The sequence below is a fragment of the Kangiella japonica genome (assembly GCF_039523535.1).
Classification (GTDB): domain Bacteria; phylum Pseudomonadota; class Gammaproteobacteria; order Enterobacterales; family Kangiellaceae; genus Kangiella; species Kangiella japonica.
Genome location: NZ_BAAAFM010000003.1, coordinates 51,296 through 64,396, shown reverse-complemented (window position 1 = coordinate 64,396; position 13,101 = coordinate 51,296). Strand labels below are relative to the sequence as shown.

Sequence of the window (13,101 nt, the reverse complement as noted above, 5' to 3'; positions counted from 1 at the left end):
GAATTCTATTCCTTACAGTACCATTTAAAAAATGATTAGTTAGAGCATTTCACGAATCGCTTTAACAATATCTTCTTTGCTTGGAAGAACAAACTGCCAAGAGTTTCCGATAGGGATAAAAGTATCATGACCGGTAATACGTTTGATTTTCGGCGCTGAGTCTAGGTTTTCGACAAGGCCAGTGATGAGCTCTTCGCTAAGCGAGCCCGTTTTACGGCATTCATCAACTACAAGAACATTCTGATAATTCTTTGCGATATCGGCAATGGCTTGGTGATTCAATGGTGCTAGCCAGCGAATATCCATCACATCTACAGCCGTTTTGTATTTATCTTGTAGTATTTTCTGTGCTTGTTGTGATAAATAGTGGCCGTTACCATAACTGATTATAAGGGTCTTGCTTGGCTTCTTGCTGTCGCTCGCGTATAGCGCAGGCTCGCCAAAGTTAACGACTTCTGTCGGCTCTGGATAAACGCCTAACCAACCGTTATCACCAGTTTCGTGCAAATCTTTAGCGTGATAGAGAGCAATAGGCTCGAGGAATATGACCACGCGCTTTTGTTCATCGGCCAAACGCACTGCTTCACGCAACATCTTGGCGGCATCTTGACCGTGTGAAGGGCAGGCCACAATAACGCCTGGAATCTCACGTAGAAAAGCCATGCTGTTGTCGTTATGGAAATGTCCACCAAAGCCTTTTTGGTAAGCGAGGCCGGCGATTCGAATGACCATTGGGTTGGTGAACTGATTATTCGAGAAGAATGACAAAGTCGAGGCTTCACCGCGGATCTGATCCACCGCATTGTGAGTATAAGCTAGGAATTGTATTTCTGGAATCGGCAAATAACCAAGGTGGGCCGCGCCGATGGCGTTACCTAAAATACTAGTTTCGTCGAGCATGGTGTCGAAAACACGCTCGTCGCTAAAACGCTTCTGTAAATTGGTCGATACGCTATAAACACCGCCTTTTTTGCCTACATCTTCACCGAACATAATAATATTTTTATATTGCTCCATCAGATCGGTCAGCGCATAGTTAATTAGCTGTGCCATACTACGTGGCTTATCCAAAAACTTAAACTGACGACCAATCTCAAAAAGCTCATGGCGTCTGCTTAACGTAGCAACTGGTGGCTTTTCTTGCGCCGGTCGTTCTGGTGCAATCGAAGCGCATACTTCTTCAGCGCTCGAAAGTTTTGGAAGCTTAATCGCTTGTTCGGCAGTTTTCTCGACTCTCTGACGAGTATCTTCATACATTGTTAAAATATCGTCAGTGGATAAATAGCCCGCTTCGATACACAAACGAGCCGAGTGCAACAAAGGATCTTGCGCTTCTGTTGCCTCGATATGCTCAATGGTGTGATACATGCTTTCGGTATCGTTCCCCGCATGGCCCATCAGACGAACGGTTTTCATGTGTAAAAACACAGGACGACGTTCATAACGAGCGATTTCCTCGGCTTCTTGAGCAGCCATATAAGCATCTGGCAGGTGTAAGCCGTTGCATTGAATATATTCGATACTATGACGATTTTTGACGTTGTTTTCGACCCAGTTATCAGGCGTTGAGACAGAAATACCAATACCGTTATCCTCACAAATAAAGACCAATGGCAATGGCTCGCCTTTATAGGATAGGTATTGAGCGGCGTTAAACGCGGACTGAGCGGTGGCGTGGTTAAAGCTGGCATCACCAAAGTTACACAACACCACACCATCGTTCGGAATGGTGCTATTAAAACCGGTGCGATGTGCACGCCCGAGCGACCAGGCAGCGCCCATAGCTTTAGGTAAATGTGAGGCAATGGTACTGGTTTGTGGCGGTACAAAGAGCTTCGCTGAGCCGAAGACTTTGTGGCGACCTTGCGAGATAGGATCATCTTTTGCTGCGACTAAGGATAGGATTTGGTCCTTAATCGGGTCGATGTTGGGTACTTGGCGCGAACGCTCCGCCATCAAGGCCCCCGATCGGTAATGCAAAAAAGCTATATCGTTATAGCGAAAGGCTTTACCAAGGGTAGCATTACCCTCGTGGCCACTGCTGCCGATGGTGTAAAAACCAATACCTTGATCCTTTAAAATACGGGCGCGTAAGTCGAGGTGTCGACTGATCAGCTGTGACTCAAATAATTGCACAAACTCCTGTGGCGATAGCTGCGTCGCGATGGCAGGTATGTTACTGAGTTTATTAGGAAATTTTGCAGTTTTAAGTGCGATTAAAAAGTTTTGGTCAATGACACTGGCACGGTCGAGCATTGTAATAATTTTATGTAGTTCTAAGTTGCGGATTAGTATGCTTTATGGCACTAGGGATGTCACTCCAACGGCGACTGGTTGGATCAGATCAGCTCTGCGGATTAAGATCTATCGAGGTAGGTTCATTGAAACCGTGAATGTGGTAAAGTAACGCCAACATAATATAAGGCAAGGTTATATCGAAACGGCATGAAAGTTTATAACAATATTCTTGAAATGGTTGGCAATACGCCAATGATTAAGTTCCAAAAGATGAACACGGGCAAGTGTCAGCTTTTTGGTAAGCTTGAATCGCAAAACCCAGGCGCGTCGATTAAAGATCGTATTGCGATCACCATGATCGAAACGGCCGAGAAAGAAGGTTGGATCAAACCTGGCGATACCTTAATCGAAGCAACAGCGGGTAATACTGGCTTGGGTTTAGCCATGGTTGCCTCGCAAAAAGGTTATAAACTGAAAATCGTCATGCCCGATAAGATGAGCATGGAGAAAGAGTATAACTTGCGTGCTTTTGGTGCCGAAGTGATGCGCACTCGCTCAGACGTCGGTAAGGGCCACCCTGAGTATTACCAAGACGTAGCTAAACGCTTGTCGGAAGAAAACGGTTGGTACTTCATCAATCAATTCTCAAACCCTTCAAACATAGCCGCGCACTACATGACAACAGGCCCAGAGATGTGGGAGCAGTTGGACGGCAAGATTGATGCGGTAGTGTTAGGTGTCGGTTCTGGCGGTACCGTTACAGGTATCGGTCGTTTCTTGAAAGAACAGAACCCTAATATTGATATTGTCTTGGCCGATCCCGATGGTTCGATTTTAACGCACTACCATGAGACCGGTGAAATGTCTGAAGCGGGTAGCTGGGTAATCGAGGGTATTGGTGAAGATTTCATTCCTGATATTTGTGATATGAGTTTGTTCACTAAAGCCTACACGGTGTCGGATAAAGAATCCTTGAATACTGCTCGTGAATTGATGTTAAAAGAGTCGGTTATGGGCGGTTCATCAACCGGTACGTTAGTCGCGGCGGCGCTTAAATATTGCCAAGATCAGACTGAGCCGAAAAACGTGGTAACGCTAGTGTGTGACACTGGTAATCGTTATTTGTCTAAAATGTACAACGATGACTGGATGAAAGAGCAGGGCTTTTTATCATGACACAACAGCAGCAACCAACACCGCCAAGCACCAATATTTCCTTAGGCTTATTGGTATTAGACATTATCGGCATGGCGCTGGTAGTGTTTGCGGGTTATGAAATCTACTTAATTAATGAAAAGAATTCAGGGGTGCTGGCTGAATATATTAGCTGGCCACACTACCCATGGATTATTATGGGGATTGGGGTTGTATTGATGATTCCTTTTCATAAACAAATATTTAGCTTGTTTAGAAAGGTTAAACAGTATCAAAAAGAACTCGCAGAAAAGAATCGTCCGGACTTTTAATAGGGGGCTTTTAACAGAGTGCTTTTACTGTTTTTCGCGTTCAATTCCCAAAAACTCTCTGAATAACTTATAGAGCTTCCCTTGAAATTAACGTTAATGACTAGATGTTATAAGAATCTAGTCATTATCGAGCAAACACAAGCTACACGATATAACCAATAGGTATTATATGTCAGACAAGAAATTTAAGTTCGCCAGCCGTACTATCCACGCTGGCCAAACGCCGGAGCCTATTACAGGCGCGGTGATGCCACCAATCTTCACGACTTCGACTTATGCGCAACCTGCGCCAGGCGAGCACACAGGTTATGAGTACTCGCGAAGTCAGAACCCAACTCGTATGGCCTATGAGCGTTGTGTTGCTGATTTAGAAAACGGTAAGCAAGGTTATGCCTTTGCATCGGGTATGGCGGCTACTAGCACGATTCTTGAGTTGTTGGACGCTGGTTCACACGTTATTGCGATGGACGATTTATACGGTGGTACTTTCCGTCTGTTTGATAAAGTTCGTAAACGTACGGCAAACCTAGAATTCAGCTTCGAAAACTTGTCTGATTTAAGTAATTTAGAAAAAGCGCTTAAGCCAAACACCAAAATGATCTGGGTCGAAAGTCCTACTAACCCAATGCTTAAAGTGGTTGATATGCAAGCGATTGCTGACTTCGCTAAGAAACATAACTTAATCGCGGTAGCAGATAATACGTTTGCCACGCCATTTAACCAGACGCCTTTAGACTTTGGTTTCGACATCGTCATGCACTCGGCGACCAAGTACCTTAACGGACACTCTGACATGGTCGGTGGCATCGCTATCGTTGGCGATAACGATGAATTGCGTGAGCAAATGGCGTTCTTACACAACTCAGCAGGCGCTATTCAAGGCCCATTCGACAGCTATTTAGCACTTCGTGGCCTAAAAACCCTAGCACTTCGTATGCGCCAGCATAACGAAAACGGTCAGAAAGTGGCTGAGTTCTTAAGTAACCACCCGCAGATCGACAAAGTTTACTACCCAGGTTTGGATTCACACCCACAGCACGAACTGGCGAAAAGCCAAATGAAAGGCTTTAGTGGTATGGTTTCTGTTCTGGTTAAAGGCGACACCGAAGAAGAAGCGGCGAAAAACTCACACGAATTTATGAAGAAGCTAAGAATCTTCACGCTGGCAGAAAGCTTAGGTGGTATCGAAAGTTTATCGAATCACCCAGCATTAATGACGCACGCTTCAGTACCACATGAAATTCGTCAAGAAATTGGTATTTTAGATAACCTAGTTCGTTTGTCGGTGGGTGTTGAAGATATTGATGATATTCTTGAGGACTTAGATCAAGCTCTTCAAAAATAGTGCTCCGTGGCAGTCTATGTATTGCTACTCCTCGCCTAGGAATAAAAATCCTTATTTTTAGGCGGGTTAGAATTAATACAAAAGGCGCTGTTTCAGCGCCTTTTGTATTACCTAGTGGACTTACCAGACCTTGTCTAGATCAGCTTTGCGGATGGTGCAAGCGGTAATATAGGCACTAAAGAAAAGTGCGGGGGCAAAGGGCTGTAAACTCGACTCGAAAAATACACCGCCAAGCCATGCAACTAAACCCAAAATGGCAAAAGCGTACTCCAAGAATATTAAGTGTGAACGCTTTCTAATGCCTACTAGGTTGAGTCTTAACCAAAACGGTTTCGCTTTCCACTCTTCTGTACTTTTGTCTATCACGATAATCTCCTTTTGTAATGTTTCGATATCAGTTTCGAAAACAGCAGCGAGAGACTTGAGTGATTCCAAACTAGCGCGATTGCCACTTTCTATGCGTTGAATAGTGCGAACACTAATACCGCTGAGTATTGAAAGTTGCTCTTGTGACCATTGTTTCTTTTCGCGCAGTTTTTTAACAATCATTGTTTTCTCCTTAGTGCTGTTTCAGGAGGAAATTATCCATAAACCAGCCTCTGACGGTGACGACAAGCGCCCGCCAGTAGGGCGACAGTAAATTTAATGCAATTATTTCAATAGGTTAGCAGGCGAGTATTGATCGGTTAATACTTTTGCATCCCTGTCCCAGTTGACTTCATCGCTGATGGCATCGAACACTTTTAGAGTATCCACGCCGTATGGCGATAGCAATGGCTTGTACTCGTTTGCTTTTTTTAGAAGCTTTTCTTTGCTGGGAAGCTTTTCGTTGCTGACCACAATCACGCGGTTGGTTTTCTCGTCATCAAAGTGGATCTGATAGAGCTCGCCAAAGACTTGATGATAGGTTTCGGATTCATGGTGGAATAGAGCGCTTGAGCTGAAGGTGTTAGCCATAATAATACCACCAGGTTTGAGTAAACCTTTAACTTCCTCAAGATACTCCTTGGTCATCATGTGCTCAGGGATATAGTCACTATTAAAGGCGTCGAGCAGAATAAAATCGTAGCGTTTATCTTTGCGAAGGGCTCGCTTTACAAACACACGGCCATCACGAATATGAGTTTCGTATTGCTCGCCTTCATCGGTGTAATTAAAGTATTTACGAGCCATCTCAGCCACGACGTCATCAATTTCTACCGAAGTTATATTGGCTTTGGGATACACATCTTTGTAGCGATTGACTAATACGCCGCCGCCAAGCCCTATAATCAGCATATCTTTTGGATCTTCTAAGAAGAAAGTTGCGCCCATGGCGAGCTTGTAATAGTCAAATACAAGGTATTCTGGTGTATCGTTGAAAATACAAGACTGGCTAAGATCGTTGTGGCTCTTCTTGCGAAAGCGCATACAGGTTAAGCCCACTTCGTTCATGATATAAACGTTTTGATACAAAGAGCGCTTTTCTTCGACAATCTTGGCCTCACTTGTAGCAGGGCTTACGATTGAACCCATAATAACCGCAAAAAAAATGGGGGTGAGATAATTATTCAATGAAAAGCTTTTATTCATGGGAAAGCTCCGCTTTTTCAGCTTTAGGAAGTGGCTTAGGGAAAAGTATCGCAACAACCCCAACTAGTGCCATGACGACAGTCACACCGTATAGAATATTATCCAACTCAAACCATAGCACTAAGTAGAATGACGTCATAATAGTGCCGAGTGCGCTGCCTAGGGTCGATACGAAATATAAAAAGCCCGCTGTTTGGCCACTGCTTTCAGTGTTTGCGACTAGTAACCTGACTGAATATGGCGCGACCATGCCCATAATGGTTGTGGGTACGAGGAAGAGGATTAGCGACGTGACTAGAGAACCGTAACGCGGATCTTCTATTTGCATGAATACCCAGTCCGATAACTCTGCGTGCCAAATCACCAGTGGTAAGGTCGTAATCGCGGCTACGATAAAAATAACGCCATATTTGCGGGTATTGGGTGCTTTTAGAGACAACTTACCGCCTACTAAATAACCTATCGACAAAGCAAGCATGAAAATAGTGATGATGCTTCCCCAAACGTAGACGCTGCCTCCAAAGTAGGGTGATAGGATTTTTCCACCTAAAAGTTCAACCGTCATGATTGAAAAACCCATGATGAAGGCACATATTAATACAAGACTATTCATAGAATGTTTTTTTGGATTTATTGGTTCACTTGATAATAAGGGAATGAAGGCAAATGTCAAAACTTGGATGGTTTGTGAAGAAGTTATAAATCCTTAATAACCTTATTAATTTTATTCTATTGGGTCGGTATATTGAACGTGTTAGAATAGACACTTTATATTTATAGCGTGAATAAATCAGGAGATTATCATGGCAATTGAATTACCAGAATTACCTTACGGACGTGATGCACTAGCACCACACATCTCTGAAGAAACAATCAACTATCACTATGGTAAGCACCACAATGCTTACGTTACAAACTTGAACAAAATGATTGAAGGTACGGACTTCGCGAACAAATCGCTAGAAGAGATCATCCGTTCTTCTGAAGGCGGCGTTTTCAACAACGCAGCACAAGTTTGGAATCACACTTTCTACTGGAACAGCTTAAGCCCTAACGGTGGCGGTGAGCCATCTGGCGCACTAGCTGACGCAATTAATGCGGCCTTCGGTTCATTCGCAGACTTTAAAGAAAAATTCACAGCAAGCGCTGCGGGTAACTTTGGTTCAGGTTGGACTTGGTTAGTTAAAAATGCTTCAGGTTCATTAGAAATCGTAAACACAAGCAACGCTGATACACCAATCACAGACGCAGGTATTACACCGTTAATGACTGTTGATGTTTGGGAGCACGCTTACTACGTAGATTACCGTAACGCTCGTCCAGAATACTTGAAAAACTTCTGGGAGCTTGTGAACTGGGACTTTGCGGCGAAAAACTTCGCATAATCCTAGCGTTACTGCTTCTGTTAGACAGTAGCAAAGTATCTAAAAATAGCCCAGCATTTGCTGGGCTTTTTCGTATATCATTTCCAATATTGCTCCATTTTCAAGTAAAGAAACGAAGCCGTCCATGCAATAAACACCAGCCCAACTAACGCTTCCGTACCTGCCATAAAGCGCATAGGCCCTTCGGGTACTAAGTCGCCGTAACCTAAGCTGGTGTAATTTGCGAATGAAAAGTAAACACAGTCTAAGAAACTGGAAACGGGCCCATCTAGGCTTACTATTTGGTTGTCATGATTAAGGTTAACAATAAAGTAGTAACCAAGACCAAAGAGCCAGACGTGTAGGGTGTGGGAAAGGATCCCTACCAAAACAACAACCGTCACGCGGTAACGTCCCCGAATCTTTAGCCAATCAGATATTTTCGCAATTTTGCGTAATGCTTCGAAATGCAGCATGACGCAAAGCGAAATAATTAAAAGCGATGTGGAAAAGATAACTATCATACAAATTCCAATTCCTTATTGTTGGTAATGTTATACCACGAAATAATCCAAACCGATTAGCTTATCGTTATTTGTTCAAAGGAATGCTAGTTATTATAAGAGGTTTAGCAATAAATAGAGCCTAGCGCCAATAATAGGCAGCCTGCTGATGTTGGTGTATAGTGAATAAAAACAAGGGGGTATCGATGAGCGAGAGTTTAAAGCAAGGAAAGGTTTCGACGGAGCAGTTGAAATGGTTTGAACGCGAATCTAGCTCTTGGTTAGAGGAAGGCTTAATTGAGTCAAATGCACGCGAGACATTATTAAACCGTTATCAAAAAGCCTGTGTTCCCCCTGACCATAGCAGGACTTCTAGCTGGAGTAATATACTTCTGGTGTCATTAGGTTCGTTGCTGATCGGTGGTGGAATAATTCTCCTATTAGCACACAACTGGGAGCACTTTGGAAAAACCACGCGCACCTTCTTATCTTTTTTACCCTTAGTTATGGCACAGAGTTTGTGTTGGTATGGCGTTCATTTTAAACCTAAGTCAACAGCATTAAGAGAGTCTGGCGCGGTATTACTCTTTTTTGCGGTAGCTTCTAGCATTGCTCTGATTAGTCAAACCTATCATATCTATGGTGATTTAGAGCGCTTTTTAGTGGTCTGGTTGCTTTTAACCCTACCCATCGTATATCTCTTACGGTCTGGCACGACGTTAATGCTTATCTGCGGCCTTATTTTATGGCTGTGTTGCCTCGAACGAGAACCTTATTGGTTATTTTATATCGTCCTCATCCCACACTTTTATCATCTTTATCAGCAGCAAAGTCGTATGCTCTTGCACTGGTGCTTGTGGGTGGCGCTGATTAGCCTGACTATCTCTATCATTTACGGCAGTAGCTACTATGCGTCACCACTGGATAACTGGGCGATATATATAACTATAGCAATGGGTTGTGCATTTTATGCCTTGGGCTATTGGTTGTTTGGATTAGATCACGATAGCTTCTGGGGTAACGCGCCAAGCAGTTTCGGGATACTCCTTATTGGTATTGTGAGCTTAATGTTCACTTGGTATGGCCGAACCTTGCCTTACGATCTATGGCAAGTTGAAAATGCCATGAAATTTAATGAATATGCCATTATTGGATTCTTTATAGCCTCCTTGATTTTGACCTCACTCTTTATAGTTAGGCGCTACAAAGAATTTTCAACTTCAAACTGGGTTGCCTTAACGAGTTTAGTTTTTGTCTTCTTTGGCCTCATCGGCTACTTCTTTAGGTTTAACGAAAGCGTCTTCGTTATCACTTCTAACCTTTATATTCTTATAGGCTCAGTTCTGCTGATGCTACAAGGGGTAAATAGAGGGCAGCTAATGTTACTCAATGGTGGATTAATCTGGTTCAGCTTACTGGTGCTATTTAGATTTTTCGATAGCGACATACCGTTTATGTACAAAGGCGTTATCTTCATCATCATAGGTTGTGCCTTTATAGCAACCAATGTTTGGTTTAAGAAAAAACAACAAGCAGAAAGTGTGGAGGGGTAAGCATGAAGAACATAAAACTTTTATTGCTTGTATTATGCGTTGTTCAACTGGCTGTACCGGGCTATATGATCTATGAACAAAATCAGATTTTATCTGAAGGCACGGTATATAAATTCGAAACTCAGCCGATTGATCCTTATGATCCCTTTCGTGGACGCTACGTAACTTTGACCTATAACATTAATGCAGAGCCAATTCCTTCTGATGAAATATTACAGCGTGGTGAATGGGCTTATGCTCTTCTGGCAACTGATGAATCAGGCTACGCGACATTTACTAAGCTAGAAGCGGAAGAGCCCAACTCTAATCAGGACTATATAAAGCTTAAGGTTAGCTGGGGCAATGTAGAACTCGGCTACTACGTTAATCTTCCATTTAATCGCTACTACGCACCTGAAGATGCAGCGCCTATAATTGAAAGAACTGTACGTAGACGCCAGCAAGAAGAAAACGTTTATGCAGAAATAAGTGTGTTAGATGGAAAGGCTACCTTAAAAGAACTGTATGTCGAAGGAATGACGATCATGGATTATATTCGACAGCCTAAATAAAGTGTATCAGGGGTAAATCTGCGGTCGTTATAGTTTGTTACATTTAACGGGTTAAACACTCGCTATATTACTTGAAGTTATGTATCCCATTAGATAGTCTAATTTCATATGAAGATGACTCTCCCGAAGAGTGGAAAAGCAGTTTCAAGGACATATTCAGTCTTACCTTCCTCACACAGCGTGGGCAAAACCTTTATTAGTAAACCTAAAGCACCAAGATATTCATTCAAGTTACAGGATCTAGCTTTATTCCACCAGTTGATGGGCCATAGGTATCGCTATCAGACGATTGCGTGGGGCCACTTATGAATAAAAAAGTTATTCTAGGCTTTGTGCTTTCCACTGCTTTTTTCTCAGCTCCAAATTTCGCTGCAGGCACCGAAGTAAATGTCACTATCAAGCTGCCACACTCGGAACAACAAAACAGCGCTGTTAGACTTTTTAATTATCACCTCAATCGTTATCAAATCATTCGGAATCCTTTTTTTCTATCACGCAAAGATTGCTTAGCTTATTTACCTAAGAACAGACCTCAAGTTATAAAAGTGTTTGAGCTTCATATCTCTAAGGGTAGAGAGCCATATAGAGCATTGGTTTTTACACACTTTGCAATGAGGAGTTAGATTAAATATTTATCTGCTCAAAATTGCCAAAATCAATTTCTTTTAACGTTCACATCTAACGATCTAGTTAACTGTAAAACCCACTCATCGACTGTGATACTTTTATTTAATTCCTTCGAGAGCAACAGTTTGTTTTCATCAGCCGACAAGTACTGCATGACTGCAATAAATTTTTGGCGTAGTTTCTCGCTGTTTTGGGAGTTGTTATTTTTGAGCAATTCTAATACAAAGAAATCAATTGCACTTTCAGCTTGCGTCCTCAGTTCCGATAAAGATTCATGATTTTTTCGTAGATTTGAATTCGAGAACACAGCATCGTTGGCAGCATACAATGCTTTAGAGGTAAATGAGGGTGATTGAGCGATAAAACTAAGCATTCTAGGCTGCATTTCTGCAGGTTGTGAAGTTAAGTATAGCCATGTATCTTTGTCTGCTTGATATAAGTAATCTTGAGGCTCTTTCAATGTAGATTGAATTGCTGGCCTGTAAAGCAGTTCTCCATTGGAACTGTTAGTTAATATGACCAACCCTTCACCTGTTTTTGGTGACACTATTGTTAGAGTTCTAACGCCAGGCTCTCGGCCGTCATGTACTAAGTAAGTTGTGGAAGGAAGTTTAACTAGTCTCCAGCCTAAACCAAAATACTCTATGGGCTCGGGATGTTGTGCTTGTGGGCTCTGTAGCTGTGTTAGCAACTCATTTGAAAGGTCTGCGCCTTCAGAGACCCATTTAATGAACGTTGCATAGTCAGTGATTGTAGATAAGGTACAGCAGGCTGCTGAATAACTACTTTTATAAAATTCTTTTTGTTCTAGAGGTTTCCCCTGTTCGTTGTATCTTTCTACGATTCGATCATGGTGGTTTTCTTTCCACCCAAAGTAAGTGTCATTCATGCCTAGCGGTGACGTGATATATTTCTCCATGAGCTGTGGCATGGTTGTGTCGAGTTTATTTTCGATAGCTTTATTCAAGTATACGAAACCTTCGCCAGAGTATTGGTGACGCTGACCAGGGTGGAATGTGAATGATAAAGGGTTATCTCCTCGCCAATTCGCAAATCCAGATTGGTGGCTAAGGGCTAATCGGGCAGTAAGCTTTTTATGTCGTTGGTCGACTTTAACATCTGGATCAATCCAAAATTTATATAGCTGTTCATCAAGCTCCAATGCATCGTTTTCTACAAGTTGTAAGCTCATCATGCTAAACATTGGCTTGGTCAAAGAAGCGATATTGAATAAAGTGTCTGAGTTAACCTTCTGTTTTGAGTTCGCCATACCGTGAGAATAAATCCACTCTATACGTGAGTCGTTTATATATGCAATGGCCACACCGTTTATTGAAGCTACTGTTGACCACTGTTGCACTGCTTTTTTTACAGGTTCTGGGGTGTTTTTATTGTCTGAATTAGTAGTATCTACTGGTTCGGATGCAAACAGTACACAGGTCAATAAGCTTAATATACAGGCAAGTGTAATCTTATGTTTAAAGTTAAACATATCAGTTTCCTTAAAATTAAAGTTAGGTGTTAGTTTTTTGCTTTGTGAGAATGTAAGCAACTAACAGTGATAAACCACAAGCAATAAAAATAATACCGTAAGCTAAGGGATCGTTAGCGTTTAAGTCCAATAGACCGACTATCGTAACCGATATACCAATGGATAAGATTGATACACCCCAACTTATTAGTGAGCGAGATCGCTGTTCAGATTGTGTATCAAGTATTTTCTCCACGATGGACTTTTCAGTCTGAGTTTCTGCAAGACGTTTTCTTAAACTGGTATCGTTAATGATGCGAATGACCAGAACAATACATATTGCTAAGATGATTGGTATAAGTATGGCAATAATGTCGAACATAAACGCCTCTAACAAGGTATTTCAATGGA

Annotated in this window: 14 protein-coding genes; 7 read left to right on the top strand and 7 right to left on the bottom strand. The window is 42.3% G+C overall.

Annotated elements, in window-relative coordinates; all coding sequences use genetic code 11:
- Positions 1–39: 39 nt before the first annotated feature.
- Positions 40–2,256, bottom strand: a complete 2,217-nt coding sequence (locus ABD128_RS03790) for a thiamine pyrophosphate-dependent enzyme (protein ID WP_343986766.1) — start codon at positions 2,254–2,256, stop codon at positions 40–42.
- Between the two features lie 189 nt (positions 2,257–2,445).
- Here ABD128_RS03790 and ABD128_RS03785 point away from each other — a divergent pair, with 189 nt between their 5' ends.
- The 3 genes from ABD128_RS03785 (at position 2,446) to ABD128_RS03775 (ending at position 5,049) form a co-directional block, all read left to right on the top strand.
- A complete protein-coding gene (locus ABD128_RS03785; RefSeq protein ID WP_343986763.1) occupies positions 2,446–3,414 on the top strand; it encodes a PLP-dependent cysteine synthase family protein in 969 nt (322 codons plus the stop codon).
- Entirely contained in the window at positions 3,411–3,704 is a 294-nt protein-coding gene (locus ABD128_RS03780) for a hypothetical protein (RefSeq protein WP_343986760.1), read from the top strand. Before ABD128_RS03785 ends, ABD128_RS03780 begins: the two co-directional genes overlap by 4 nt.
- Before the next feature lie 169 nt (positions 3,705–3,873).
- Entirely contained in the window at positions 3,874–5,049 is a 1,176-nt protein-coding gene (locus tag ABD128_RS03775) for a trans-sulfuration enzyme family protein (protein ID WP_343986757.1), read from the top strand.
- A gap of 120 nt (positions 5,050–5,169) precedes the next feature.
- On the opposite strand, the gene ABD128_RS03770 is transcribed toward ABD128_RS03775, so the two are convergent.
- The 3 genes from ABD128_RS03770 to ABD128_RS03760 form a co-directional block, all read right to left on the bottom strand.
- Positions 5,170–5,598: a helix-turn-helix domain-containing protein gene (locus ABD128_RS03770; protein WP_343986754.1), complete on the bottom strand. Its 429-nt coding sequence runs from the start codon at positions 5,596–5,598 to the stop codon at positions 5,170–5,172.
- A gap of 102 nt (positions 5,599–5,700) precedes the next feature.
- Complete coding sequence (locus ABD128_RS03765; protein WP_343986751.1) at positions 5,701–6,621, bottom strand: spermidine synthase; 921 nt, start codon at positions 6,619–6,621, stop codon at positions 5,701–5,703.
- Positions 6,614–7,186: a fused MFS/spermidine synthase gene (locus ABD128_RS03760; protein ID WP_343986748.1), complete on the bottom strand. Its 573-nt coding sequence runs from the start codon at positions 7,184–7,186 to the stop codon at positions 6,614–6,616. The genes ABD128_RS03765 and ABD128_RS03760 overlap by 8 nt, the downstream gene beginning before the upstream one ends.
- A gap of 238 nt (positions 7,187–7,424) precedes the next feature.
- On the opposite strand from ABD128_RS03760, the gene sodB reads away from it, so the two are divergent.
- Positions 7,425–8,006 carry a superoxide dismutase [Fe] gene (gene sodB, locus ABD128_RS03755; protein WP_343986745.1) on the top strand — a complete coding sequence of 194 codons (582 nt, stop codon included), beginning with the start codon at positions 7,425–7,427 and terminating at the stop codon, positions 8,004–8,006.
- A gap of 77 nt (positions 8,007–8,083) precedes the next feature.
- Here the strand turns inward: sodB and ABD128_RS03750 are convergent, their stop codons facing one another.
- Entirely contained in the window at positions 8,084–8,509 is a 426-nt protein-coding gene (locus ABD128_RS03750) for an ion channel (RefSeq protein WP_343986743.1), read from the bottom strand.
- A gap of 185 nt (positions 8,510–8,694) precedes the next feature.
- On the opposite strand from ABD128_RS03750, the gene ABD128_RS03745 reads away from it, so the two are divergent.
- The 3 genes from ABD128_RS03745 to ABD128_RS03735 all read left to right on the top strand — a co-directional run bounded on the left by ABD128_RS03745 (position 8,695) and on the right by ABD128_RS03735 (position 11,215).
- Positions 8,695–10,041, top strand: coding sequence for a DUF2157 domain-containing protein (locus tag ABD128_RS03745; protein WP_343986740.1), 1,347 nt, complete (start codon positions 8,695–8,697; stop codon positions 10,039–10,041).
- Positions 10,042–10,043: 2 nt separating this feature from the next.
- The gene (locus tag ABD128_RS03740) at positions 10,044–10,592 is read left to right on the top strand and encodes a GDYXXLXY domain-containing protein (protein WP_343986737.1); all 549 of its coding nucleotides are present in this window, start codon (positions 10,044–10,046) and stop codon (positions 10,590–10,592) included.
- A 305-nt stretch (positions 10,593–10,897) separates the two neighbouring features.
- Entirely contained in the window at positions 10,898–11,215 is a 318-nt protein-coding gene (locus ABD128_RS03735) for a hypothetical protein (protein ID WP_343986734.1), read from the top strand.
- A gap of 32 nt (positions 11,216–11,247) precedes the next feature.
- Here the strand turns inward: ABD128_RS03735 and ABD128_RS03730 are convergent, their stop codons facing one another.
- Together ABD128_RS03730 and ABD128_RS03725 are read right to left on the bottom strand one after the other, a co-directional pair.
- Positions 11,248–12,711: a serine hydrolase domain-containing protein gene (locus ABD128_RS03730; RefSeq protein ID WP_343986731.1), complete on the bottom strand. Its 1,464-nt coding sequence runs from the start codon at positions 12,709–12,711 to the stop codon at positions 11,248–11,250.
- 22 nt (positions 12,712–12,733) lie between these two features.
- Entirely contained in the window at positions 12,734–13,072 is a 339-nt protein-coding gene (locus ABD128_RS03725; RefSeq protein ID WP_343986729.1) for a DUF6249 domain-containing protein, read from the bottom strand.
- Between the last annotated feature and the right edge of the window lie 29 nt (positions 13,073–13,101).

Excerpts from the sequence above, each read along its gene's own strand:
- ABD128_RS03745 (WP_343986740.1), top strand. The coding sequence starts at position 8,695 with ATGAGCGAGAGTTTAAAGCAAGGAAAGGTTTCGACGGAGCAGTTGAAA.
- ABD128_RS03735 (WP_343986734.1), top strand. The coding sequence starts at position 10,898 with ATGAATAAAAAAGTTATTCTAGGCTTTGTGCTTTCCACTGCTTTTTTC.
- ABD128_RS03730 (WP_343986731.1), bottom strand. The coding sequence starts at position 12,711 with ATGTTTAACTTTAAACATAAGATTACACTTGCCTGTATATTAAGCTTA.
- ABD128_RS03765 (WP_343986751.1), bottom strand. The coding sequence starts at position 6,621 with ATGAATAAAAGCTTTTCATTGAATAATTATCTCACCCCCATTTTTTTT.
- ABD128_RS03750 (WP_343986743.1), bottom strand. The coding sequence starts at position 8,509 with ATGATAGTTATCTTTTCCACATCGCTTTTAATTATTTCGCTTTGCGTC.
- ABD128_RS03740 (WP_343986737.1), top strand. The coding sequence starts at position 10,044 with ATGAAGAACATAAAACTTTTATTGCTTGTATTATGCGTTGTTCAACTG.
- ABD128_RS03760 (WP_343986748.1), bottom strand. The coding sequence starts at position 7,186 with ATGACGGTTGAACTTTTAGGTGGAAAAATCCTATCACCCTACTTTGGA.
- ABD128_RS03780 (WP_343986760.1), top strand. The coding sequence starts at position 3,411 with ATGACACAACAGCAGCAACCAACACCGCCAAGCACCAATATTTCCTTA.
- ABD128_RS03775 (WP_343986757.1), top strand. The coding sequence starts at position 3,874 with ATGTCAGACAAGAAATTTAAGTTCGCCAGCCGTACTATCCACGCTGGC.
- sodB (WP_343986745.1), top strand. The coding sequence starts at position 7,425 with ATGGCAATTGAATTACCAGAATTACCTTACGGACGTGATGCACTAGCA.
- ABD128_RS03770 (WP_343986754.1), bottom strand. The coding sequence starts at position 5,598 with ATGATTGTTAAAAAACTGCGCGAAAAGAAACAATGGTCACAAGAGCAA.
- ABD128_RS03785 (WP_343986763.1), top strand. The coding sequence starts at position 2,446 with ATGAAAGTTTATAACAATATTCTTGAAATGGTTGGCAATACGCCAATG.
- ABD128_RS03790 (WP_343986766.1), bottom strand. The coding sequence starts at position 2,256 with ATGCTCGACCGTGCCAGTGTCATTGACCAAAACTTTTTAATCGCACTT.
- ABD128_RS03725 (WP_343986729.1), bottom strand. The coding sequence starts at position 13,072 with ATGTTCGACATTATTGCCATACTTATACCAATCATCTTAGCAATATGT.